We start from the raw sequence: 25,486 nt of genomic DNA on the forward strand, positions 1-25,486 counted from the left end.
AGCGGATATCGGCTTTTATCTTCCCTAACCTTTTAAAATCAAAACATAATCAAATCAGCGTAATCAGAATAATCAGTCTAATCCTGAAAAAGACAATTTCCGCATCGCCGAAGGCGATCCTCCGCGCGCTGCATTTACTGCACGATCAGCGTACTGATAGAGTGCGGCAGGCTTTTAGTGGCCGCAGCCTTTCCTGCTATCCATAAGCTGAAAGGAATTTCTTTGTCGGTGGCGTTCATTACTACTACCGCCAGTTTGCCATCGGTGTTTACAAATGCAGTGGTTTGCAGCATGGAACGGCTGGAAGAACTTACCACACGCTTGGCGCCGGGGCGGATGAATTTAGAAAAATGACCGAGATAATAATAAGCGTTGGTATAAATCAGTTCTCCTTTTTGGGTATCAGCATGCACCGGTGCAAAACAGAAGTTGCCCACGTGGTTTGGCCCGCCCTTCTCATCCAGCAGGATGTTCCAGTCGGTCCATGCGGCGGTACCGGCGTTAAAATCGCCGATCATGGAGGCGCCATATTTTTCGCCAATGAACCAGTCGTGTACTTTAGCAAGATCAAATTTCTCAATACACCCTTCCGTAAAGATCAATGCCTTATCAGGGAACGCTTCATGTACCAGTCTTTCGTTCTGGAACTGCATTTCACTGCCGGTCCAGGTTTCATACCAGTGATAACCTATCCCCCAGATATATCTGGCGGCTTCCTTATCCTGCAGCAACGTGCTGGCGCGTTGATACAGGAGATCTCGGTTGTGGTCCCAGGCAATCAGCTTTTTGCCGCCCATGCCGGCTTTCTGTAAGGTAGGTCCGAGATAACTTTTGATGAAGTCGCGTTCTTCCTCCGCGGTGTAAATACAGGACTCCCATTTCTGTTTGGCCATCGGTTCATTCTGCACGGAAAGGCCCCATACCGGGATACCCAGCGCTTCGTATGCGTTGATGAACTTTACATAGTGATTGGCCCATACCTGGTAATATTGTTTCAGAAGGTGGCCACCCTGTAATACGCTGTTATTGTCTTTCATCCATGCCGGCGGGCTCCACGGGCTTACAAACAACGGCAGCTTCCCGCCGGCTGCGGCAATGGCAGCTTTAATAAAAGGGATGCGGTATTGCTTGTCGTGGTCCACGCTGAAAGTTTTCAATGTAGCGTCGAATGGCGTCGTGTAGCTATAGCTGCCGCTGGAGAAATCGCAGCTCTGGATGTTGGTCCGTGAAAACGTATACCCGATACCGTTATTAACATCATAGTACGCTTTCAGCAACTCCTGCTGTTTATCTTTGGGCAGTTTAGCATATGTTTCCGCCGAAGCGTCTGTTAATGCGCCACCTATACCGATAAAGGTCTGGAAACTTTTCTTTGTGTCTACAAACACGCAGGGCGCTGTTTCCAGCGGCTGTGGCATGGCAGTGAATTCCAGTGTAGCCGTTTGGGTTAGCCGCAGGTTGGTATTTTCAGCGGTGGTAAATACCGTTACTTTTTTCTGCTGACTGTAACCGGCGCTCCACAATGCGAGCAAACTGGCTCCTGTCAAAAATATCTTCTTCATATCATTAATGTCAGTTACCATATTTTACCAAACAAAAGTGGCTACTTCTCCGCTTCGGAGGGAAGCTGCAGCTACTTTGCTTTTTACTTTAATCTGGAAATCCTGCGCAGCCGCATCTGTATTTACTACAATCAGCACAGTTTTACCTCCGGGCGTTAAAAAGGCGACGTTATCAAGTGTGCCTGCGATATTGGAAGCAATCCTTACGGAACCAACCGGCACAAACTTAGCAGCATGACCTATTACATAGTAGGAGGAGTTACGGGAAATAGCCTGCCCATCAATGGTAATACCACCCAGGCACTGGGAGCATCCACCCTGATCGGTGTGTGGATTCCAATGTGCATCAGCGGCGAGATTCCATTGCAATACATTGCGGCTCCAGTTGCGGGTAGCGCCTACGATCAGTTTGCTGACATTATTTGTCAGCTCATGGGAGAAACTACCTTTTCCATCAGACCACTGCTCTGTGAAGTAGAGGTGCTTTGCCGGGAACTCGTCGTGTACTTTACTCAGCGCATCAATAGTGCCGCCATACAGGTGAAACGCGGAACCATCTATATAAGGATAAGCGGCCTGGTCTCTCAAAATAGTGAGCGGGTATTCCGGCTTATCACAGTTGTGATCATACAGGATGATTTTTGTTTTCACGCCGGCTTTTTTAAAAGCAGGCCCCAGGTGATCTTTGATAAAGATGGCCTGGTCTTCTGCCAGCATCAGCATGCTGGGATTATTTTTAGGATGCAGAGGTTCATTCTGGATGGTGATGGCATCGATAGTGATACCAGCGGCTTTCATCGTCTTTACATACTTTACAAAATACTGTGCATAAGCGCTATAGTATTCCGGTTTCAGGCTGCCACCAATAAACGAGTTATTTGTTTTCATCCAGGCTGGCGGCGTCCAGGGAGAGCCTAATATTTTAATAGCCGGATTTAGTGCTACAATTTTTTTCAGTACGGGGATCAGGTCTTTTTTTTCTTCGTTGATATTGAAATGTTTCAGCTCCGGATCTGTTTGTCCGTCGGGCATATCATCATAGGTAAATACAGATGCGCTCAGATCGGAAGCACCGATACTGAGGCGCAGGTAGCTGATGCCGATACCGTTTCCTTTTGTGAGGAACAACTCTTTCAACAAGGCATCCTGTTGTGCAGCGGGCAGCTGGTTGATCAGCGTGGCGCTGCCACCGGTGAGAGTGAAACCAAAGCCATCTATCAGCTGAAATTTCTTTGCGGGATCCACTTCAATGGTAGCAACATTTTTTTCCTGCTTGGAAAACGGCAGTGTAGTTACCTGCCGTTGCAGGGCAATGGATTTGTCGGGAGATGTTAACCAGTAACTGATCTCTTTATTTTTTTTCTGCTGACTTATTGCGGGCTGGATACTTACTGTCAGCAAGGCGAGGCAACATAGCAGTTGTCCGGTTTTCTTCATCATAGCAAAACGAATTATTAATCGGTAAAAGTATTCAGGAATTCCCGGATTTCCTCCTTTTTTGAAGAAATACTGGAACTCCTGAATAAAGGGATCGTTACTCCCACTCTTTGCTCTGCTTCAGACTTGTGTTTTGCAGTTCCAGCGCAGGAATCGGCAATATTTCATTCTTCGGTTTAAAGCTTCTTTTTTCGATAGCGTTCAGTACGGCGGACGCCTGCCCGGTTCTTACCAGGTCAAGGAAACGGTGTCCTTCTCCGGCCAGTTCCAGGCGTCGTTCTTTAAAGATGTTATCAAAAGTAGCATCTACGGGCGTTAGTCCAACGCGGGCGCGTACGGCATTGAGCAGCTGATAGGCGCGACTGCCGCTGCCACTGCCTTCTCCTGCTTTTACGCGGGCTTCTGCCTCCATCAGGTAAGTATCTGCCAGGCGTATTTCATACAGGTTTTGCGGAAAGTTCAGTTCCATATTACCACCGCCTTTGGAGATGTTGGCAGTACGGCCCACAAATTTATTCAGGAAGAAACCCGTGTTATCAAAACTTTCCGAGTAGGTAGCTTTACCTGCGGCAACCAGGCTCTTCATATCCAGTATGGTGGCGTTGTAGCGTGGATCACCACGCATAACGCTTTCCAGTTCTTTGGATACAAGCAGGAAACCCCATCCGGCCACATACTGGGAAGCCTCACTCGTAGCAGGTGTTGCCACCAGGCTGCGGGGACCGCAAAGGATATTCAGAATATTTCCATCGGTGTTGGCAACACCTGAAGTCCAGTTACCGCCTGAAGTAGCCGTATAGGATATCTCAAAAATAGATTCGCTGGGGAATTTGTAAGCATCTTCTGATCTCCAGAGATCGGCAAAATTCGGTACCAGTGTATAGTTATATTTAGCGCTCGGCTGACCGGGAGTTTCGCCATTTACTTCTTTAAGTTCTGCGGCGGCTTCGGCCCACTTTTTCTCATACAGGTATACTTTTCCCAGCAAAGCATGTGCAACGCCTTTACCTACGCGGCCTCCTTCGGTAAGACGTGGCGGCACGTCCGGCAGACTGGCTTCAGCGATGGCGTCTTTCAGGTCCTGTTCAATCTGTTTGTATACTTCTTCCGGTGCGGCCTGGGTTACTTTCTTTACATCCGCAATCGGAAGGGGGGCTGTCATCAGCGGTACATTCCTGAATAAGCGCACCAGGTCGAAATAAAAATATGCACGCAATAATTTTGCTTCTGCGGCATATCTCTTTTTCAGATTTTCATCCATTGGTACTCCCGGCAGCTTGGATAACAGGATATTTGCGCGGCTGATGCCCGAAAAGCCTCTCTTCCAGAGTTCATCCTGCGGACCGGTAAGCGGCGTAAGCAGGTCTAACCGGGTCATTACCTGGAACACATTGATATCACTGGGACTGGCGCCGCCTGTCCAGTGGTCATCTGATGCGGCATCCATAGCGCCTATCTTCGTAGTATAGTTGCCGGCCTGGTAGCCCACCATGTCATACACCGCTACCAGCCCGTTAAAAGCTTCCTGTTGATTGGAGTAGTAAGTACTTTCCAGGAAACTTCCTTTGGGAGGAACGGTGATGAATTTATCACTACAGCTGCTCATTAACTGCATGCCTGCCACTATGGCTACTATATATTTTAAGTTTCGTTTTTTCATTTTTGATCAGCTTTAAAATTATCAGAAAGTAACATTCAAACCACCCATAAAGGAACGCGCCTGCGGATATACGCCACGGTCGATGCTCAACGCATTGGTACCGCCTATTTCAGGATCATACCCGGTATATTTGGTAATGGTGAACAGGTTTTCGCTCATAACGTATACACGTATTTTCTGCAACCCGGTTCTCTTCACCAGCGTTGACGGCAGTGAATAGCCTATCTGTAATGTTTTAATCCTGAAGTAGCTGCCATCTTCCAGGTAAAAAGAAGAAGGGCTGCTGTAGTTTTTATTTGGGTCAGCAGCGGTAAGCCGCGGATAAGTAGTAGATGGATTTTCCGGCGTCCAGCGTTCCAGGGCTTTGGTTTGCCAGTTTGCTTTGGGAATATCCAGGCGGCGTAATCCCTGGAAAATTTTGTTGCCGTTAACGCCCTGGCCAAATGCGATGATATCAAATCCTTTGTATGCGGCGCTGATGGTTACACCATAGGTCCAGCTCGGAGTGGGGTTACCGATGAAAGTCCGGTCTTTATCAGAAATACTGCCATCACCATCAAGGTCTGCAAACTGGAAATCTCCTGGTTTTGCGGATGGCTGGATCTTGCCGCCTGTTTTGTTGGTGTAGGCATCTATCTGTTGCTGGTTCTGGAAAATGCCCATTAATTCATAACCATAAAAAGAGTTGAAGGCATGACCCACTTCTGTTCTTACAATTTCGGGCATGTTCTGGAATCTCTCTTCCTTATCGTTCAGGCGGGTTACGCCATCACCGAGGTAGGTCACTTTGTTTCTCATGTAGGAAGCATTACCATTGGCAGAAAATTCCACTTCACCGATCTTTCCGTGGTAGCCCAGTTCCAGCTCCACGCCACTGTTTTCCATGCTGCCCACGTTGGCCGCAGAGTTGCCGATAGCGCCTACAAACAGGGGCAGGCGGGGCTTCATCAGGATGTCTTTTGTTTTTTTATTGTACCAGTCGAAGCTCAGTGTAATATTGCGCAACAACGTAGCTTCAAAACCGATATTGGTTTGACTGGTAGATTCCCATTTCAGATTTGGGTTGGCCGGTGCATTTGGGCTGTAACCAACGGTATAGCCGAGCGGACCAAAATTATAATTCCTGCCGCTGCCGATAGTAGAAGCAAATGCCTGGTCGTCTATTTCATCGCTACCTACCGTACCGTAACCGCCGCGGAATTTGAGGAAGTCCACCACTTTATTTTCCGGCCAGAAACTTTCTTTGGAGGCCACCCATCCCAATGAATAAGAAGGGAAGATACCATACTGGTGATTGGGGCCGAAGCGGGAGGAACCGTCGCGGCGCAGGATACCTTCTACCAGGTATTTTTCTGCATAGTTGTAGTTGATACGACCGAAGAGAGAAGATACGCGGTGATCAATATTTTCCTTACCATCAGAGATGCGGTTAGCCGCTGCCGATTTAAAGTTAAGCGATGCCTCTTCAAAATTTGTGGCCGGGATATCGTAGAACATCACATTGAGTTCCTTCAACCGGTTATCCATATAAGCGCCCTGCCCTGCGAGCAATGTGATATTGTGCTTATTGAAACTGCGGGTATAGGAAACAATATTTTCAATATTCCAGGCATAGCTTTGATGCTGGCCGCGGTTAAAAGATGTACGGGTATTTTTGGAAGAGCTGTTCAGGTAGTAAATGGGCGTAAATGTTTCATCTCCCCAGAAGGAAATTTTTGCGCCTACAGTAGAGCGGAATTTCAATCCTTTAACCGGTTCCATCTCCAGGAAGGTATTACCTACCACGTTATGCGACCAGTCGTAATTTCCAAGACGGGTACTGATATAAGCCAGTGGATTGGTAATTTCCTGCGCCACCTGGTCGGAGATACCATAAAACTGACCAGCCGCATTTTTCCGGGCGCCTGTTTGTGTGTATGCGCCTCCGGCAGATTCTGCCGGATCGGTGATCACAGCTTTGGTGATCGGATCCAGGTTGATGGCGGAACTCAGCGGTCCGCCAAATTCATTATTGGTATTACCGATGCCGGTTGATTTCTCATAAGAATAACCAACATTTTCGCCCCAGGTAAGCCAGGGAGTAATTTTATGTGTGGAATTCAGGCGGAAGTTAACCCGTTCGTACTTGGAGATATCAGAGGCCACTACACCTTCCTGCTTCAGATAACCAAAGGAGGAATAGAACGTAGATTTTTCGCTGCCACCGCTGATGCTCAGTTCATGATTCTGACGGATAGCGCTGTTGTTGAATATTTCAGCCTGCCAGTCGGTTCCCTTGCCATAAGAAGAAGGATTGGCAAAAGGGGCGGCGCCGCCATCATTTGTAACGGCTTCATTTCTTAAAGTGGCGTATTGCGTGGCATCCAGCAATTTCAGTTTATGTGCCGGTGCAGAAGTACCTAAGTACCCATTATAGCTCACGGATATTTTACCGCTCTTGCCTTTTTTGGTAGTTACCAGGATAACTCCCGCAGCAGCTCGTGCGCCGTAAATAGCCTGGGAAGCCGCATCTTTCAGCACTTCCACGGATTCAATATCGTATTGGTTCAGGTAACCGATGCCGCCATTATCTACCACTACTCCATCCACTACCCACAGTGGGTTGTTGTTGTTAAAAGAAGTGATGCCTCTCACCCGGACAGACGACGCCGAACCTGGCTGACCGGAACTGGCAGCTACTGTTAAGCCGGACGTACGGCCCTGGAGTACCTGCTCCACGCGGGTTACAGGCTGGGATTCAATATCAGCGGCACGCACACTGGAAATAGCGCCGGTGACCACACTTTTCTTCTGGATACCATAACCCACTACCACCGTTTCCGTAAGTGCCGTATTGGAAGGTTTCAGGTGAATACTCAAAGGACTGTTGGATACCGCCACCACTTTGCTGTCGTATCCGATGAAAGATACCAGCAACAGGCTTTTGTTATTGGGTACTTTGATGCTGAATTTACCTTCAGCATCTGCCGCAGCTCCGGTACCGGCATTCTGTACACGGATAGTAGCTCCCGGAATGGGTTCGCCTGTTTCAGTTAACACTCTACCGGTAACGGTTATACTGGAATCGGCGCTTTTTCCCGGAAGTATATTTACCAGGGTGATGCGCTTTCCTTCCATGACATAAGCCAGGGGTTGATTCTTCAGGCAGATGTCCAGGGCTTCCTTTACCGATACATTGCTAACATTTACGTTAACACGCGCAAATGAAGACAATAAGGCTTCGTCATACACCACAGATATACCCGCTTGTCGGGCCACTTCTTTCAGCACTTTTTTCAGGGGTGCGTTTTTTTCCGAGAGTGTGATCTGCTGCGACAATCCTTTTGCGCTGATATGCAGGCAAGCTGTAAGAAGCAAAAAGGCGGTCATTTTCATAACGCAGAACGTTTTGGTTGATAGTAATTTCCGGGTACAGGAAATTATACCACTAAAGTTTAATTGCATACTTTTGTAGTGTTTGGGAATTCTTGTAATGAAGTTCTTTGATTAAGGGACTGAAACTCAAGGGGAATGCCCAGGCCATACCGGGAGTGTTGCGAGCACTTCCGGTTTTTTCGGACATACCTTCCCCGGTTAACTTGTTTCGGTTGTTGTCATCTGTTTAAAATTTATCAGTTTTTACGTGGATTGCCGCAACGTGGAAGCTGCAATAATTAGCAAATATTAAAAGTGTTGTCTTCTTATTTTATTACGGTTAATTTTCTTCCTTCCAGGTTAAATTTCGCACCACTGGCTTCCAGTAGTTTCAACATTTCCGATAGCGGCAGGTTCCTGTTGATCCTCCCTCCGAATAGCCTGTCGTCTGCATTTCCTGCATCTGTCTCTATATCATACCAGCGGGCTAACTGTCTCATAATTACATTTATATTAGCATTGTCAAATTCAAAGAATCCGGTTTTCCAGGCGGTTACACCCGCTACATCTGCAGCGTGTACCGACATCATGCCGGTGCTGTTACTGATGGCTGCCTGATCGCCGGGACGCAGGTACTTTTCTGCCTTGCCAAGTTTCACTTTTACCGCACCACTGAGTAAAGTGGTTTTCACGGCATCTTCATCGGCATAGGCCATGATATCGAACGCAGTGCCCAGTACCTGTACTTCTATGGCGTTTACTTTTACAATAAACGGGTGTTTTGCATCCTGCTTTACTTCAAAATAGCCCTGCCCTTCCATTTCCACTGTGCGGTTATTACCGGTAAAAGCAGTTGGATAACGCAGGCTGGAGGCGGAGTTGAGCCATGCCATTGTGCCATCCGGCAATTCAACGGTGAACTGCCCGCCGCGTGGTACTTTCAGCGTGTTATATCCAACTGATGCATTGCTACCGGATACGGCGTACTCGAGTTTTCCATTCTGTTGCTTCACTACCGTTGCACCCTGCTGTATCACCTGTTTGCCTGCACTGTCGAGCGTTACTACCGAGCCATCGGCCAGTGTAAGTATGGCTTTGTTGGTACCCGGCATTACATCTGTGATGAGCGGAGCAGCCGGTAAAGATACTGCAGGCTTACGCAGGGTGTAAAACAAAGTAATGCCGGATGTTACCAACAAGGCTACTGTAGCTGCTATCGCCCAGTTACGGCGGAAGGATACCCGCATCGGTACCGCTTCTTCCTTACTGGTACTGATAGAACTGAGCAACCGGGTTTCTATCCGGTTGCTCAGTTCTTCCGGAACTGCCGGCCGCTCCTGCATGATACGCTCAAAATCCTGTTGCATTACTGACAACAAAGGCTTATGCGCATCAGAGGTCAGCAGCCAGCTGTATAAGGTGGCTATTTCCTCCGGGCCGCATTGCCCATCGAGGTATTTTTGCAATAGTGCTTCCTGGTAGTCTTCCGGTAAATTCATTATTATGCCAGAACCTTTTGCATACAGGCCCTGCATATAATATCCGGAAATGAAGAAAGAGGGTACCCCTCCGGGAAAATATTTTTTTAAATAATTGTGGTAAGAAGATAGGTAGCCACCAGGATATCGCCATGACGGAAGATATAATCCTGTATAAACCGCATACTGAGCACCATATGCTTTTTAACGGTATCGCGGGAAATACCTAAGATGGCGGCGGCTTCGTCATATGTTTTGCCTTCCTGCCGGCACAGGCGGAATACGCTTTGCCGCTGACTGGTCATCCGGCTTAATGCTTCCTGGAAAAGACGGTCGTATTCCCGCGACCTAATGGTCAGATCGGTTAACCCGGTATCGTGGTGAGAGAGCTGCAAAAACAACTGTTCCCGCATTTGCCCATCGGTAGCCAGTTTGGCGATGGTTTTAAAAACGTGGTTACGCGCAATCCTGTAAAGATAACCGCTGAAAGAAAGCTTTGGGTTAATCCGCTCCCTGATTTCCCATATCTTCAGGAACACATCATGAACAAGGTCCTCCGCCAGGGAAGGCACTTTGCAAAAGCGTAACAGGTAGATATAGAGAGAAGAATGGTAGTGCCGGTAGATACTGGAAAAAGCCAATTCGTCGCCCCCTATCATCCTCAACAACACTTCTTCTTCAGATGGCATTCGCTCCATATGAGTTTAACAGGTTTTAATGATGCACACCGTTCCGGTGTAAATTATAAAAAACCACGGGAAATACAAATAACACGAATTTCACAGCACTGGTGTATAGTTTACGCTTCCTGTATAAATGCCAGCGCCCTTTTCTCCGACCAGTAAAAATCGTCCCCGAATTTTACAAATCCTACATGGCCGCCCTGGTGTGGGGTTTCCAGGAACAGATATGGACTATCGGCCGCTATCTCATAAGGATAACATTCCTTCCCCAGGAACGGATCATCCTTCGCATTGATCACCAATACCGGTATCCGGATATAGGGCAACAACGGCCGGGAGCTGCATTGTTCCCAATAGGTAAGGGCATCTTTAAACCCATGCATGGGCGCTGTATAGCGATCATCGAACTGCCGGAACGACCGGATATCGTCATACCGGTCGAGACTGATGCTCCCCGGGAACTGCAACTCCTTCAACCGCAGCTTCTCCCCCAGGTCGCGGATGAAGCGCTGCATATATATAATATTGTGCCTTTTCTCCAGCTCCGCGGAGCCGCTTTTCAGGTCACACGGCACAGAAATAGCTACAGCCGACTTTATCGCACTATCCAACGACGCGCCCCTTTCTCCCAGGTATTTTAATGTTACATTCCCTCCCAGCGAAAAACCCACCAGGTGAATGGTCTTATACTTTTTCAGCGCCCCCAGGTATCGGATCACGGTATGCAGATCTTCCGTTTCGCCACTGTGGTAAAAACGGAGGTTTTTATTCGGCTCGCCGCTGCAGCCCCTGAAATTCATGGACACCGTATCAAACCCCGCGCCATTGAAGATATGCACCATTCCCAGCACATACTTGCGGCCGGCATTGCCTTCCAGTCCATGCAGGATCACTACAATACGTTCATGCCCCTTCTCACTGAAATCCAGATCCAGGAAATCGGCGTCGGGCGTAGCAATCCTCTCCCTCCTGTAAGCCGCCGGCCGGATGCTGCGGAATAAAGAGGGATAGATGGTGAGCATATGGCGATTCTGTAATAAAAAAGGCGCCTGGTAATCTGAGTTATGTAATACGGGCATCCCGCAAAATTACGAATTCAAACTCCTTAATCCGTATTTTCGCTGCATGCCGCTACCCGTTTTTGGTATAGGGAAAATATTTAATCTCCCTTACAAAAAGGAAGATTTCAAAGTCAAAGCTGGCTTATCTTATCGCTGAAAATATTCTTCCCCAACGGATGCGGTTATGATGAATACTCATCCAGATGATCCATGCTTTTCCCACAATATGATCTTCGGGAACATAGCCCCAGAAGCGGGAATCCATCGACTCACGGCGGTTATCCCCCATCATCCAGTAATAATCCATTTTGAAAGTATAGGTATTGGTTTCCTGGTTGTTGATATAAATTTTTCCATTCACCACACGCAGCATGTTATGTTCATACGTATCTATGATACGGCTGTAGAAAGGCAGTGTAAGGGTATCCAGCATTACGGTGGTCCCTTTCCGGGGAATGTATAAGGGACCGAAGCAATCCTCGTTCCAGTCGTAGTGTTTCGTATCAAAGGGAAACACCCGGGAGTCTGCAAAGGCGTCATACACATAGCGTTGCACGGTAGCGCCCATCGCCTTCAGGGTGTCTATATTGGCGGTGGTGAGGTTGTAAATAAACATGCCCGAATCGCGGGTAGCCCGCTGGATATGATCTGTTCCCAGTACATCCCGCATGGAGTCGCTGAGTTCCTTTTTATCCGGCATGGTAACATAATATCGCGCTTCAAAGTGTTCCGGTGAGGCCGTGGGCATATGATTGATGTACACGATGCCGTCGATGATCTGCAGGGTATCGCCTGGAATAGCAATGCATCGCTTGATCCAGTTTTCTCTTTTGTCGACCGGCCGGATTACAGGAGGAGGATAATTTTTATGAACGTATTCCGCACCAAGCGACCGCATATTCGTGTAGTAGTCCTCATCAGCGCCGGTAATGGTTTTCAATACGGTATCCCCGCAGGGATAATTAAATACCACCACATCATTGCATTGAATACTGCTGAAGCCCGGTAAACGCGTATAAGGCCATTGAACGGCGGTGGAAAAGGGTTTGGTATTTTGGGTAAGCGGAAGGGTGTGATGGGTAAAAGGCCATGCCAGTGGTGTAATGGGGATACGCGGACCATAACTGATTTTGCTGACAAAAATAAAATCGTTGATCAGCAATGTTTTTTCCATAGAAGCGCTGGGGATAACAAAAGCTTCAAAGATAAAGGTACGGATAAGGGTAGCGGCAACTACAGCAAAAAGAGCAGCTTCTATCCATTCTCTCACCTTCGATTTCTTCCGGGTACCTTCCTCTGGCTGCTTTACATCGCTGAAAGAAAAATTCATTTTACACGTGGTTTTGGACAAGTAACTACTAACAATTTAATTAATTATACCCACATCTTTTCAAAATTTATATGAATAAAAAGGGCTGCTGTAATGACGCAGTAAGCAACGGCAAAAAACCTTTATAGCAGCAGCATACAGCCCAAATCAGCTATTACCTCGATGAAGCATCTGCGTTATAAAAAACATGCATTTCATTGTACTACTATACCCGTTTCTGCAAAAAAGTATTATCTCCCGTAATTCTTTTTAAATAATTTCAACAAGATAAAATCGTTTTATTAAATTGCTCTGCGTAACCACTTCAGTAGTTATACATTTACCCACGTTCCAAACATAATTATCATGCATACGTCGAGACGTTCTTTCATACAACAAACCGGGCTGATAGCCGCAGGTATGATGTTGCCCGGTGCTTTGGCTGCCATGACCGGCAACAAAGCGCTCCCAAAGAAAATAGGTTTGCAGCTGTATACTCTCCGCGACCAGCTGGCCAAAGACCCCAAAGGTACGCTGGCCAAAGTAGCAGGTATCGGCTACAAAGAAGTGGAAACCTTTTACGGCTACCTGGGCGCGGGCGATAAAGGAGAGTTCTGGGGACTGAAGCCCGCCGAACTGAATGTCGTATTAAAACAGTACCAGCTCAGTACACCCAGCGGCCACTATCAGCTCAACGACTACCTCACCAAAGGCAATGGCAACGCGGATGCGCTGCAGCCACAGATCGACCTGGCCGCCGCACTCGGACAACAATATTTTATCGTTCCGGTACTCCCTCTCTCCCTCTGGGATAAGAAACTGGGTGCTGACGATTATAAGTTCATGGCCGAACAACTGAATAAAGCCGGTGAGCAATGCAAAAAAGCAAACCTGAAGATCGGTTATCATAACCACTACTGGGAATTCAAACCGCTGGCAGACAGCAACAGCACCGGTTATGAAATTATGCTGAAAGAAACAGATCCCGCACTCGTTACCTTTGAACTGGATCTTTTCTGGGCGGTAAAATCCGGGCATGATCCAATCTCCCTGTTTAAAGAAGCACCGGGCAGATTTGTAGCCTGGCATGTGAAAGACATGGACAAGGCTAATACTGCCAGTCTTACCGCCAGCGGTACAGAAAACAAAACCTCTATGGAACTGCTCTCCGGCGTTACTTTTGCAGAAGTAGGAACCGGCAGCATCAACTTCTCCAAAATATTTGCCCAGGCAAAACTTGCCGGTGTAAAACATCTTTTCGTAGAGCAGGATAAAATCACCATCGATCCATTTGACAGCGTAACACAGAGTTATAAATATGTGAAGAACGTTTTGCTGAAATAGCGAAGGGGATCGCCTCCGGCGATGCGGATGTTGTCTTTCCCGCTGATTACGCTGATTATACTGATTTAGGGATTTGATCACTTTGGATTTTACAGGATTAGGGGAGATATAAGCGAAAATATCCGTTTATATCTCCCCTAATCCTGTAAAATCCTTATAAAATTAAAAAAGTAAAATCAAGGTAATCAGTATAATCAGCGTAATCAGCGGGAAAGACAACATCCGCAACAAAATTCGCGTAGTTTTGCACCAAAGCAACTAACATATGGCGATGCATGAAATTGAAACATTGGTGGAACTATCTGTTCTTTGCCTGGATAAAAGCCAGGAAGAAGGACTGGATCGCAGGAGCCTCTTTTTTAACCTATACAAATTACAACAGCAATACGATACGGGGTTTACCCATTTCCGGGTAATGGACGTATTAATCAAACATCATTTCGTATATACCTTTCCCGTTACTGCACATCCGGCTTATACCGCGCATGCTGCCTGGTTTGATGCACTGGCTGCCAGTAAGCAATTTAGCTTCATTTACCAGGACCCCACCGCCGAATGGAACCAGGAAGCCAATCCTGTAGCGGGTTACGCCAATTTCGATTTTGCCACTCAATCTTATATTTTATATTGCGATGCCGGCTCCGCGCTCTGGGCGGCTTTGGTGGCCAATGGCGCCCTCACCGGTGATGATGCCATAACGCCGGAAAAGATAGACACCTTCCCGCTGGCACATGAAGTGGCAGAAGCCGCTGGTGAACAAAAAGATAAAGACGTGCTGGGCCTGTGGTATCAGCTTCTTCCTTACATGGTAATGGAAGCGGAACAGGAAGGAGAACCCATTCACTACAAAGCGCTGGAAGCCATACTGGAATTGGTGGTAGCCAACGATGCCATCCCGGATGAAGGGCTGCCTCCGGCAGATGAACTGCCCGTAGGCGGTGAGTTGGGGAAGTTCTGCAAGTGGTGGTACGCCCCCGCAGCAGATAAAATGCCTGCAACAGCGCCGGAAGAAACAGCAGAAGAAATAGACCTCGAAGCCGTACCATTTACAGAACAGGTGGATAAAAGCGCCGCCTGGTACGAGCAACAGGTAGTGCAGATCCTCCAGGATGCCAATGCAGCCATCACTCACATGGAAGATAGCGGCCCCAATGAAGCCACACAGCGAAGCGTTTATGAACGTCTGCAACAAGGACTGGTATATGCTGATAAAGGACTGGAGCTGTCGCCCGGCGAACCCGGACTGCTCATGAATAAAGGCTCCATACTGATGCTCCTGGAACAATACGATCAGGCGCTCGCCGTTTATAACGAAGCACTCGCCATCGCACCCGAAAATCCATATGTACATCTGAATCGTGCAGTACTCTTTTATCACATGGAACAGATCCCGGAAGCCATTGCTTCTTTTGAACACCTGCTGCAACTGGAACCGGGAAATGAATTTGCACAACAGTGGCTTTCACATCTTAAAAATGGCGGGTGATTATCATCGCGCTTCCCGTCGGATATTAAAAGATCTGAAGCATAAAACTACCTGTCTTCTTCCGCGTGGTAAAGGCGATATATCCGTTCATCTATTTTAAAAGCAAAATACCGGATTTATTTCCTAACTTATTAGTGATTAAATCTGGTAGAAAATGCCACAGGAAAACGACCAACAACACTATCCGCACAGGAAAGAAAAACATGAAGCCCGCCGCGACTTCCTGAAACAATCTTCCGCTATGATGGCGCTGGCGCTCACGCCGCCGCTGGTAATAAAAGCGGCTCAGCACGATGAGGCCATTGCAGGTATCTTTGAAAAGATGCCGGTGAGCATGGAAATAAACGGGAAGAAAATAGAGATTTCTGTAGAGCCCCGTGTTACTTTGCTCGACCTTCTCCGTGAACAACTAAATCTTACCGGCACCAAAAAAGGCTGCGATCATGGCCAGTGCGGCGCCTGTACGGTGCATGTAAACGGCCACCGCATTAATTCCTGTCTCACGCTCGCCGTCATGCAGGAAGGTAAAAAAATCACGACCATTGAGGGCCTCGCCAACGGCGAACAACTGCATCCGGTACAGGAAGCCTTTATTAAACACGATGGCTTCCAGTGCGGCTATTGTACCCCCGGGCAAATCATGTCGGCGGTAGCCTGCATCCGTGAAGGCCATGCCGGCTCTCCGGAAGAAATAAGAGAATTTATGAGTGGGAATATCTGCCGCTGCGGTGCATACGACAATATCGTTCACGCCATTGCGGAAGTAAAACAAGGAGGGAAAACAGTATGAACCAATTCTCCTACGTACGCCCCGCCAGCCTGAAGGCAGCTATAGACGCGGTGACAAAAGATAACACGGCCCGCTTCATTGCCGGCGGCACCAACCTGCTGGACCTGATGAAAAGCGGGGTGGTGATCCCGGAAAAACTGGTAGACATTAACCGTTTGCCGTTAAAAGATATCCAGTTAAATGGCAACACCCTGCATATAGGCGCACTGGCGCTTAACAGTGAACTGGCCGCACATGAACTGGTTACCACGCATCATCCGCTGCTGTCGCAGGCTTTACTGGCAGGCGCTTCGCAACAACTCCGCAATATGGCCACCGTAGGCGGTAATATAATGCAACGTACCCGCTGTACTTATTTTTATGATACCACCATGCCCTGCAACAAACGCAGCCCCAACAGCGGCTGTGGCGCTCTTGGCGGCATCAACCGTATGCACGCCATCTTCGGCGCCAGCGAAAGTTGTATTGCCGTACACCCCAGCGATATGTGCGTGGCACTCGCAGCACTGGATGCTACTGTACTGGTAACCGGTCCAAAGGGTAACCGCCGCATTCCTTTTACAGACTTTCACCGCCTGCCGGGCAATACCCCGCAACTGGATAACAACCTGGCAAAAGGAGAACTGATCACAGCAGTGGAAATTCCCACCAGCACCTACACGAAAAATGTATACTACCTGAAAGTACGCGACCGCGCCTCCTACGCTTTTGCACTGGTATCCGTGGCCGCAGCGCTGGACATCAGCAACAATGTAATCCGGAGCGCCCGGCTGGCAATGGGTGGCGTGGCGCACAAACCCTGGCGATTGTATGATGCCGAAAAAGCATTGGCCGGCAAAGCGCCTACGGAAGAAAATTTCCGCTATGCTGCCGGCATTGCGTTGCAATCTGCCAAAGCATATACCCATAACCAGTTTAAAACAGGTTTATCAGTCAACAGCATTCAAACCGCCTTACTTAAAGCTGCCAGTGTATGAAAAAGCAACAAACAGGACAGTCGATGGACCGTGTAGATGGCCGCCTGAAAGTAACCGGCGGCGCAAAATATTTCGCAGACCACCAGCTGCCTGATCTGCTGTATGCCGCACTGGTATGCAGCTCCATCAGCAACGGTACCATTAAAAGCATCAATACTACCAAAGCGCTCAGAGCACCCGGTGTACAGGATGTAATATCACATCTCAACGCCCCCCCGGTACCGGGATACAAAAATTCCGATCCCAATGCGAAAGATGGACTCAAAATATTCAAAGACAACCGCATCTACTCCAACGGTCAGCCCGTAGCCATCGTATTGGCCAACACGCTGGAACGCGCTGTACACGCCGCTTCCCTCGTGGAAGTACAATACAACCAGGAAACGCATTACACCGATATGAATGCCAATATGGGCAAAGCCTTTCAGAATAACCGGATGAAAGACTATACACGCGGTGAAGCGGATGCATGGAAAAAAGCGCCCGTAACCATTGACGCCACCTATAGCCTTCCGATGGAAGTACATAACCCGATGGAACTGGCCGGCATCATCGCCCACTGGGATACGCCGGACACACTGGTGCTATACGCCAAAACACAGGGAGTGAAAAATGTGCAGGATACCATAAAAAGATTATTCCAGATACCTGAACAAAATATCACCGTGCATTCACAGTTTGTGGGTGGCGGGTTTGGTATGGCGTTACGCGTATGGCCGCTGGAAATAGCCACCATACTGGCCGCAAAGAAAGTACGCAAACCGGTAAAACTGGTGATCACACGCGACCAGATGTTTACATTGGTAGGTTACCGGCCCAACGCTATACAACGATTAAGCCTGGGCGCCACCGCCGATGGTAAGCTCACCGGCATCACCCATGAAGCGGTAGCTGTTACATCTCCCTACGAGGATTTTACAGAAGGCATTGTAGCCATGAGCAAATTCATGTATGCCTGCCCGAATGTAACTACCCGGTACAAACTGGTACCGCTTAATATCAGCACGCCCATCTGGATGCGCGGCCCCGGCGAAGCTACCGGTGCATTTGCACTGGAATCGGCCATCGATGAACTGTCTTATAAGCTCAACATCGATCCACTGGAACTCCGGGTGCTGAACCATGCGGATACCGACCCTGAAAAAGATCTCCCTTTCTCCAGTAAATATCTCAAGGAAGCTTACCAGCTGGGAGCTGAAAAAATTGGATGGTCGAACCGGAAAGCCGCTCCCCGCAGTATGCAGGAAGATGGTATGCTGGTAGGCTATGGCATGAGCAGCGGCACCTTTGGCGCATTCCGCGGCAAAGCAACGGTATCAGCTACACTGAAAGCAGATGGTTCTCTCATCCTGCAGAGCGCTGCTGCCGATATTGGCCCGGGTACCGCTACCGCAATGGTACAGATAGCAGCAGATGTAACCGGCATGGCACCAGCAAAAATAAAATTCATGCTCGGCGAATCTGCTTACCCCTTTGCGCCCCAGCAGGGTGGTTCTTCTACCGTGTCTACTTTAGGCAGCGCGGTAACAGACGCCTGTAAGGCACTGCAGCAGAAGCTGGCCGGTCTTGCAATCAGCCATGTACCTGCGTTTAAAAATGCTGCTCCGGAAACAATTATTTTTGAAGATGGACAACTGCTGAGAGCCGGACAAAGCGAAAAAATATCTTACGAAACTATCTTACAACAACAACAGCTGCCGGAAGTAAATGTAGTAGCCACTTCACAAAGCGGGGAAGAAAGAAAAAAATATTCCATGTATTCTTTCTCTGTGCATTTTACCAAAGTGCATGTACACCCTGCTACCGGCGTGGTTCGTATAAAACATATTGTAAGTGTGGCAGACGCTGGTACTATTGTAAATGCCAAAACAGCCCGCAGCCAGATGATCGGCGGCGTAGTAGGCGGCATCGGTATGGCGCTCACTGAAGAAGCAATCATGGATCACCGTTTCGGACGTTTTGTAAATAATAATTATGCAGACTATCACGTTCCGGTAAATGCAGACACACCACCCACCGATGTATATTTTATTAACAAGAAAGATCCTTATATTAATCCGATGGGCTCAAAAGGCATGGGAGAAATAGCGCTGATCGGCTTTGCCGCCGCAGTTTCCAATGCAGTGTACCACGCCACCGGCAAGCGGGTACGCGACCTGCCCATCACGCCGGATAAAGTACTGGATGAGAAAGGATATCAGCAATGGAAGCTGGAAAATAAAATGAGTACATGAAAGAACTGGAAGACATTGTGAAATCATACCACGCTGCCTGCCGCCAGGGAATAAAAACGGCGCTGGCCACGGTAGTATATGTAGAAGGCTCTGCTTACCGCCAGCCAGGCGCAAGGATGCTGGTTACAGAAACCGGCATGCTCACCGGCGCCATCAGCGGCGGCTGCCTTGAAGGGGACGCCCTGCGCAAAGCGCAGCTGGTGATGATGCAGCAACGGTCCATGCTGGTGACTTATGATACCAACGATGAAGATGATGCCAAACTGGGCGTTGGACTCGGATGCAACGGTATCATTCACATACTGCTGGAACCTGTGAATGCAGAAGATCCCGGCAACCCCGTGGCCATGCTGCAGGAAATAACTTCCCATCGTGCACCCGCCGTATTGGTTACCCTGTTTACGCTGCGCCAGCGCAAAGCGCCCCAACCCGGCACCTGCCTGGTGCTTACCGCCAACGGCCAGATGCATCACCGTATCACTGACTCTCAGCTGCAAAATGCCATCACCGCAGATGCACATCAGGCCTTACAAACACGCGCTTCTTTTACAAAAACATACCTCTCCGCCGGCAACGACTACACAACACATACGGCTTACATTCCGCCAGCGCCACAGCTATTAATTGCCGGTGCAGGCAACGATGTAATCCCGCTGGTGAAAATGGCAGCGCTGCTCGGATGGCACACCACCGTTATCGATGGCCGACCGGGTTACGCCACCGCTGCGCGTTTTCCGGCAGCTACACAGGTGATCACCGCCAAACCCGCACAGGTGCTCCTACAGGTGCAAACAGATCTATATACCGCAGCTGTACTGATGACCCACAACTACAATTACGATCTTGCCGTGCTGGCGCAACTGCTCCCGCTGCCACTACCCTACATCGGCGTGCTGGGGCCTGCCAAAAAACTACAGCGTATGCTGGACGAACTGGCAGAAAACGGTATCTGCATTTCCCGGCTACAACGGGAACGCATACACGGTCCGGCAGGATTGGACCTGGGCGCTGAAACATCGGAAGAAATTGCCTTATCTGTTATCAGTGAAATAAAGTCCGTGCTGTCTGCCGCTACCGCAGCATCACTGCGGGAAAAAACTACCGCTATCCATTCCCGCGAACAACAGGTCATACATCAACAACAACTATAATGGAAACAACTGGTATCATCATCCTGGCCGCCGGCGCCTCTAAACGACTGGGAACACCCAAACAGCAACTCCCCTTCCAAAACAAAAGCCTGCTGCAAAATGTAGTGCATACGGCCCGTCAGTGTAATATGCCCACGGTAGTAGTGCTGGGCGCATTTGCCACACAGATCAGGGAACAACTGGCGGCTGAAAAAGTACACACCGTAGTAAATCCCAACTGGCCCGCCGGTATGGGTGGCTCTATCCACACGGGGTTACAGCACCTGCTGCGTATAGCCCCTCACGTGAGCAACGCATTGCTGCTGCTATGTGATCAGCCTTTTATTACCACTGCGCTGCTGGAAGAAATGTTTGCGCTGAAAAATTCTTCCGGCAAAACGATTATAGCTTGCTCCTATGGTAATTCTACCGGTACGCCGGCGCTTTTTGGCAAGTCCTTTTTTCCACAATTGCTGGCACTCAATGGCCAGGAAGGCGCAAAAAAAATACTCTTGCAACATCCGGAGCAGGCAGCTACTGTTGATTTTCCACAGGGAGCAGTGGATATAGATACCAATGGCGACTATGAACAACTGCTCATCAGCACAAAATAAATCACCGTTTCAGGAACCCTTTTCCCATCACTACAGTATTAATGCGCATCTTCTGACCCGGGAAACATTCATGGTCCTGTATTTCAGGATCCCGACGCGGTATTTCTTCTTATATGGGAACAACATTTGCAGCGCTTCCATTAAAAAAAGAATGGCAACCACAGGCATTCATATCGGCACATCCGGCTGGAGCTACAGGCATTGGCGCGAAATATTTTATCCAACGGGACTAAAACCCGTTGACTATCTCCCCTGGTATGCAAAAAAATTTAAGGTAACAGAAATAAACACCAGCTTTTATCACCTGCCCAAGCCAGTTACGGTGAAAGCCTGGATAGAAAAAGTACCTGCACGCTTCTATTTTTGCCCGAAGATCAGCAGGTATATCACCCATGTAAAAAGATTACTGGACCCCGAAGAATCATTACCCAAATTCTTTGACCTCTTCGATCCCTTCACAAAACACCTGGGACCCGTACTCATCCAATTGCCGGCGGCGGCTGCTTTTGAGGCCGAAAGAGCAGATCACTTCTTCAAAATACTGACTGAAAATTATCACGATTATCATTTCGCCCTGGAAGCGCGGCACCAAAGCTGGCTTTCCGGGGAAGCAATGGCGTTGCTGCAGCAATACAAAATTGCCTGGGTAATTGCACTGTCGGGGCGCCGGTGGCCATTTGCAGAAACCATTACCGCAAAGCATATCTACGTCCGCTTCCACGGGCCCGACGGCAAATATGATAAACTATATCCTGAGAAAACAATAGATACCTATGCGGGAAAATTCAAAGAGTGGGAACAGGACAAACATACTATCTGGGCATTTTTTAACAACGACGGGCACGGTTATGCTTTACAAAATGCACAGCAAATTATTGCGCTACTCAAATAGCTCCTGCTCATCTGTATAATAAGTTTTCCGGCCACCGCCGGTGTCCTTCTTAATAGGAGCGCCACCAGGACTTTCAGTTAATTTGGAGTTATGCACCAGCATAAAATCGCGGACCTCGCCATTAATGATATCAGGGTTACTTTTCAGGATCTTCTTTTCCGCTCCTTCCAGGATCTTTTTAACTGATTTCAACAACGCTTTGATCTTTGACGCCGGTATTTTATTGGCGATAGAAAAAGGCGAAATTTTCGCATCCCATAAAATATCATCCGCATACGCGTTCCCGATACCCAATACATTGTGCTGATCCAGCAGGTATTTTTTGATAGTTATCTTCTTCTTTGCCAGCTGCGCTGTCAGGTAACTTTCGTTGAAGTCTTCCGACATTGCATCCGGTGCAGTTTTCTCCTCCGGGTCGAGGGTGATATTGGCGGCGGCCTGAAAATCCGTTAAGGCCAGCCCGGTACCATCTGCAAACAACAATTCTGCAATGGTATACTTCTGCTCATTCTTCTTATCAAACAGATACAATTTCCCATGCAGCATTAAATGCATACCCAGCACATGCCCGTTCTTAAATACAAAATGCAGCTCCTTTCCCACCCGTTGTAAGTGTTCCAAAGCCTGCCCTTCCAATGCTGCCTGCAGGTCGGCTTCTTTCGTATGTAATTTCTTGGCATTTTTTACCGTAATGGACTTCAGTCTTTTATGAAGCAGCGCCTTTTCCAGGTTATGCCGGAAGGCTTGCAGATCAGGTAATTCAGGCATAATGAATATTTTTAAGATAAGTTAACGAATGTGGGGGAAATAATAAAGGGCCGGCAGCAATAACCGACCCATTTTTTATGGCAGTTTTTTCCTTCTACGAAACAATAAACCAAAGATAATTATCATAACAGATCAGCTTATGCTGATATTGTCCATCATTTAACCAATATTAGCCACTTATACATATTTTTCATGTATGTGAACATCCTGTTAAAATAATCGTCCAACGGCCTCAGACGCGACTTTACGGGCTTTTCAAACATAAAAATCGCTATATTTGTTGCCTATGCCTTTTCTCTAAACCAATAAAACACGGAGTGTGAACATGAAATTGAAGCAAGTGATGAAACCGTTGATTTTTATTATTACAATTTGTCTTTTCGTATTTCTATTTACCAATTTTACAAACCTTACCACAGCAGGAACACCCACTGCAGCTATCCAACCGGCTACTGCTGTAAAAACGGACTCGGTTCAACGGGAAAGTCTATACGACATGATGCGGCTGGATACTACCGGTCTTTCCAGGGAGGCGTTTGACAATGCGATGGTAGGATACGAGCACCTGCAGGAAAAAGGACGGATAAAAAATCCGGATGTAGTGTCTATTATCGACTTCTCCCTGCCCAGTACAAAAAAGCGTTTGTTTGTAATAGATCTGAAAAATAAACTATTACTTTTCAATACCCTCGTATCTCATGGCCGGAACTCCGGTAAAGATATCGCCAACGCTTTTTCCAACAAGATGAACAGCTTTAAAAGCAGTCTTGGTTTTTATGTTACCGGCGATACCTATAACGGCGAACATGGCTACTCCCTCCGCCTCGAAGGAGAAGAAGCCGGCATCAACGATAACGCCCTTAGCAGGGGTATTGTGATGCACAGTGCAAACTATGTGAATGATAACCTCGGTAAATTACAGGGTTATATTGGCCGCAGCCTGGGATGCCCCGCCATCCCCGAAAATGTGCACCGCAAAGTGATCAGCAGCATCAGGAATGGTACCTGCCTGTTTCTTTACAGCCCGGATAAATATTATTCCACACATACCAGGATCCTCGTAAAAGACAGTACTGCATCTTAAACTATTTAAACAGCTTTTCCTTAAAAACGGCGTCATGCCCATATACATCGGAGGCAAAGTATAACTTGCCTCCTTCCGCCCATGCGGTGAAATAGGTAATAATCACCGGCACCGGATTCTTTACCGCCACAAACTTTTCCTTTCCGCTGTTCATAGCGCTGTCAATTTTTTCGTTGGTCCATTGAGGTAAGCCCTCCAGGACAAACTGCGCCATTTTTACCGGATCTTTCAGCCGGATACAACCATGACTGTAAGCCCGGTTATCCCGCTCAAAAAGACTTTTCTCAGGCGTATCATGAAAGTAGATATTATAACTGTTCGGGAACAGGAACTTCACCCGTCCCAGTGCGTTGCGCGGCCCGGGCCGCTGACGGATAACCGGCAACCCATTCGCCTGCCCGGTAACCTCCATATCTTTCGACGCCAGGTATCCCCTGTTGCGCCGGATGGCAGGCAGGATTTCCTTCCGGACAATGCTGCGGGGAATATTCCAGTAAGGACTAAACACCACCTGGTTCAGCATTCCTGAAAACATAGTAGTGCTGTGTCCTTCCTTTCCCACCACAATATCCATATCAAATAAACGTTTATCCCCATCCGTTACATGCAGTATAAAAGCAGGTATATTTACCAGGATCAGCTTCCCCTGCGGTTTTACAGGCATCCACTTCATGCGTTCCATATTTACCAGCAACTCCTGCAGCCGTTCTTCAGCGGGGATGTTTAATGCATTGATCACGGTATCATTCAATACCCCGTTTTGCGTATACCCGTTGCTGTTACGAAATGCATTGATGGCAGTTTCCAGTTCATCATCAAATACATCGGTGCTGTCATTATGCTTCAGCTCCCCGGTTATCAGCAATCGTTTTTTTACGGCTATAATTTCGGGAGAGGATTGCCCCTTTTTCAATCCCTTCTTTATCGCGGGCAACGCCTGCCAGCCGCCCTTTTTGACATATTCCCGGTAGACTTTGAGCGGTTCTTTCATAGAAGCAACCGCCGGGAACATCTTATCATTGGTTTTAAGCATGGAATCGGCCAGCTCCATTAAAGCGTAACCCTGCGCCGGCACCATGTGCTCCAGCTGACCAACGCTGCCCCCGGTTTCCCTGAAATAGTTAATGAGCCGCCAGGTAAGCTGCAATTCCGTTTTAATAATCTCTTTGTCGGTAGCGCTCACCACCAGGCTGTCTTCATCTATGAGAGCATTCAGCCGCTTATCAAGCGCCCGGTTGCTGGTACTGTCTTTACTGTAATTATACAGGCTCCGGAAAGCGGCGGCCTGTTCTACCGGTCCTTTGCTGTCGAACCAGGCAAACTCGAAGTTACGCGCATTGTAAAAGCTGCGTAACCGGTTAGCGATGGTATCATTCAGCTTTTCTGCGGTGATGAATGCGGCAATAGCAGAACTGTCGAGGAACAGGTCGTTGTAGGCATTTTCCGGGGTGACCCCTGCATTACGGGGACTAATGTGTTCATCGGACGTGGCGGGGGTAGATGGGGAGTTGCAGCCATTCAGCATGTATGCAAACAATGTAATCAGTAGTACCCTTTTCATACCTGATCGTCTATCAAATAGGAAGCCGGTTGCAGGATGTCCTTTTACCGGGCAAATAAAGA

The 25,486-nt window shown here is 48.1% G+C and carries 19 protein-coding genes; 9 read left to right on the forward strand and 10 right to left on the reverse strand.

Annotated features, from left to right (window positions below):
- Window positions 1-134 precede the first annotated feature (134 nt).
- From ACMXI2_RS21420 to lepB, 8 genes are all read right to left on the reverse strand, one after another.
- Window positions 135-1,562 carry a glycoside hydrolase family 30 protein gene (locus tag ACMXI2_RS21420; RefSeq protein WP_483778111.1) on the reverse strand — a complete coding sequence of 476 codons (1,428 nt, stop codon included), beginning with the start codon at window positions 1,560-1,562 and terminating at the stop codon, window positions 135-137.
- A 24-nt stretch (window positions 1,563-1,586) separates the two neighbouring features.
- The gene (locus ACMXI2_RS21425) at window positions 1,587-3,002 is read right to left on the reverse strand and encodes a glycoside hydrolase family 30 protein (protein ID WP_483778112.1); all 1,416 of its coding nucleotides are present in this window, start codon (window positions 3,000-3,002) and stop codon (window positions 1,587-1,589) included.
- A gap of 94 nt (window positions 3,003-3,096) precedes the next feature.
- The gene (locus ACMXI2_RS21430; protein ID WP_483778113.1) at window positions 3,097-4,659 is read right to left on the reverse strand and encodes a RagB/SusD family nutrient uptake outer membrane protein; all 1,563 of its coding nucleotides are present in this window, start codon (window positions 4,657-4,659) and stop codon (window positions 3,097-3,099) included.
- Between the two features lie 21 nt (window positions 4,660-4,680).
- Entirely contained in the window at window positions 4,681-8,034 is a 3,354-nt protein-coding gene (locus ACMXI2_RS21435) for a SusC/RagA family TonB-linked outer membrane protein (RefSeq protein WP_483778114.1), read from the reverse strand.
- A gap of 305 nt (window positions 8,035-8,339) precedes the next feature.
- On the reverse strand, window positions 8,340-9,512 hold the full coding sequence (locus ACMXI2_RS21440; protein WP_483778115.1) for a FecR domain-containing protein: 1,173 nt from the start codon (window positions 9,510-9,512) through the stop codon (window positions 8,340-8,342).
- Window positions 9,513-9,598: 86 nt separating this feature from the next.
- Entirely contained in the window at window positions 9,599-10,189 is a 591-nt protein-coding gene (locus ACMXI2_RS21445) for an RNA polymerase sigma factor (RefSeq protein ID WP_483778116.1), read from the reverse strand.
- Window positions 10,190-10,290: 101 nt separating this feature from the next.
- The gene (locus ACMXI2_RS21450; protein WP_483778117.1) at window positions 10,291-11,253 is read right to left on the reverse strand and encodes a YheT family hydrolase; all 963 of its coding nucleotides are present in this window, start codon (window positions 11,251-11,253) and stop codon (window positions 10,291-10,293) included.
- A gap of 124 nt (window positions 11,254-11,377) precedes the next feature.
- Complete coding sequence (gene lepB / locus ACMXI2_RS21455) at window positions 11,378-12,565, reverse strand: signal peptidase I (protein ID WP_483778118.1); 1,188 nt, start codon at window positions 12,563-12,565, stop codon at window positions 11,378-11,380.
- 345 nt (window positions 12,566-12,910) lie between these two features.
- Here lepB and ACMXI2_RS21460 point away from each other — a divergent pair, with 345 nt between their 5' ends.
- The 8 genes from ACMXI2_RS21460 (at window position 12,911) to ACMXI2_RS21495 (ending at window position 22,011) form a co-directional block, all read left to right on the forward strand.
- Complete coding sequence (locus ACMXI2_RS21460; RefSeq protein ID WP_483778119.1) at window positions 12,911-13,888, forward strand: sugar phosphate isomerase/epimerase family protein; 978 nt, start codon at window positions 12,911-12,913, stop codon at window positions 13,886-13,888.
- Window positions 13,889-14,153: 265 nt separating this feature from the next.
- Window positions 14,154-15,374, forward strand: a complete 1,221-nt coding sequence (locus ACMXI2_RS21465; RefSeq protein WP_483778120.1) for a tetratricopeptide repeat protein — start codon at window positions 14,154-14,156, stop codon at window positions 15,372-15,374.
- Between the two features lie 154 nt (window positions 15,375-15,528).
- The gene (locus ACMXI2_RS21470) at window positions 15,529-16,164 is read left to right on the forward strand and encodes a (2Fe-2S)-binding protein (RefSeq protein WP_483778121.1); all 636 of its coding nucleotides are present in this window, start codon (window positions 15,529-15,531) and stop codon (window positions 16,162-16,164) included.
- Complete coding sequence (locus ACMXI2_RS21475) at window positions 16,161-17,141, forward strand: FAD binding domain-containing protein (RefSeq protein ID WP_483778122.1); 981 nt, start codon at window positions 16,161-16,163, stop codon at window positions 17,139-17,141. The genes ACMXI2_RS21470 and ACMXI2_RS21475 overlap by 4 nt, the downstream gene beginning before the upstream one ends.
- Complete coding sequence (locus ACMXI2_RS21480; protein WP_483778123.1) at window positions 17,138-19,375, forward strand: xanthine dehydrogenase family protein molybdopterin-binding subunit; 2,238 nt, start codon at window positions 17,138-17,140, stop codon at window positions 19,373-19,375. The genes ACMXI2_RS21475 and ACMXI2_RS21480 overlap by 4 nt, the downstream gene beginning before the upstream one ends.
- Window positions 19,372-20,526, forward strand: coding sequence for an XdhC family protein (locus ACMXI2_RS21485; RefSeq protein WP_483778124.1), 1,155 nt, complete (start codon window positions 19,372-19,374; stop codon window positions 20,524-20,526). Before ACMXI2_RS21480 ends, ACMXI2_RS21485 begins: the two co-directional genes overlap by 4 nt.
- On the forward strand, window positions 20,526-21,119 hold the full coding sequence (locus tag ACMXI2_RS21490) for a nucleotidyltransferase family protein (protein ID WP_483778125.1): 594 nt from the start codon (window positions 20,526-20,528) through the stop codon (window positions 21,117-21,119). The genes ACMXI2_RS21485 and ACMXI2_RS21490 overlap by 1 nt, the downstream gene beginning before the upstream one ends.
- Before the next feature lie 151 nt (window positions 21,120-21,270).
- On the forward strand, window positions 21,271-22,011 hold the full coding sequence (locus ACMXI2_RS21495) for a DUF72 domain-containing protein (RefSeq protein WP_483778126.1): 741 nt from the start codon (window positions 21,271-21,273) through the stop codon (window positions 22,009-22,011).
- On the opposite strand, the gene ACMXI2_RS21500 is transcribed toward ACMXI2_RS21495, so the two are convergent.
- Window positions 22,000-22,779, reverse strand: a complete 780-nt coding sequence (locus ACMXI2_RS21500) for a DNA-formamidopyrimidine glycosylase family protein (RefSeq protein ID WP_483778127.1) — start codon at window positions 22,777-22,779, stop codon at window positions 22,000-22,002. The two genes, ACMXI2_RS21495 and ACMXI2_RS21500, sit on opposite strands and share 12 nt — an antisense overlap.
- 325 nt (window positions 22,780-23,104) lie before the next feature.
- Here ACMXI2_RS21500 and ACMXI2_RS21505 point away from each other — a divergent pair, with 325 nt between their 5' ends.
- Window positions 23,105-23,863: a murein L,D-transpeptidase catalytic domain family protein gene (locus ACMXI2_RS21505; RefSeq protein ID WP_483778128.1), complete on the forward strand. Its 759-nt coding sequence runs from the start codon at window positions 23,105-23,107 to the stop codon at window positions 23,861-23,863.
- Window position 23,864: 1 nt separating this feature from the next.
- Here ACMXI2_RS21505 and ACMXI2_RS21510 read toward each other — a convergent pair whose 3' ends face one another.
- Window positions 23,865-25,424, reverse strand: a complete 1,560-nt coding sequence (locus ACMXI2_RS21510) for a L,D-transpeptidase family protein (protein WP_483778129.1) — start codon at window positions 25,422-25,424, stop codon at window positions 23,865-23,867.
- Window positions 25,425-25,486 lie beyond the last annotated feature (62 nt).

Source organism: Chitinophaga sp. G7 BAM 1005 (assembly GCF_057126945.1).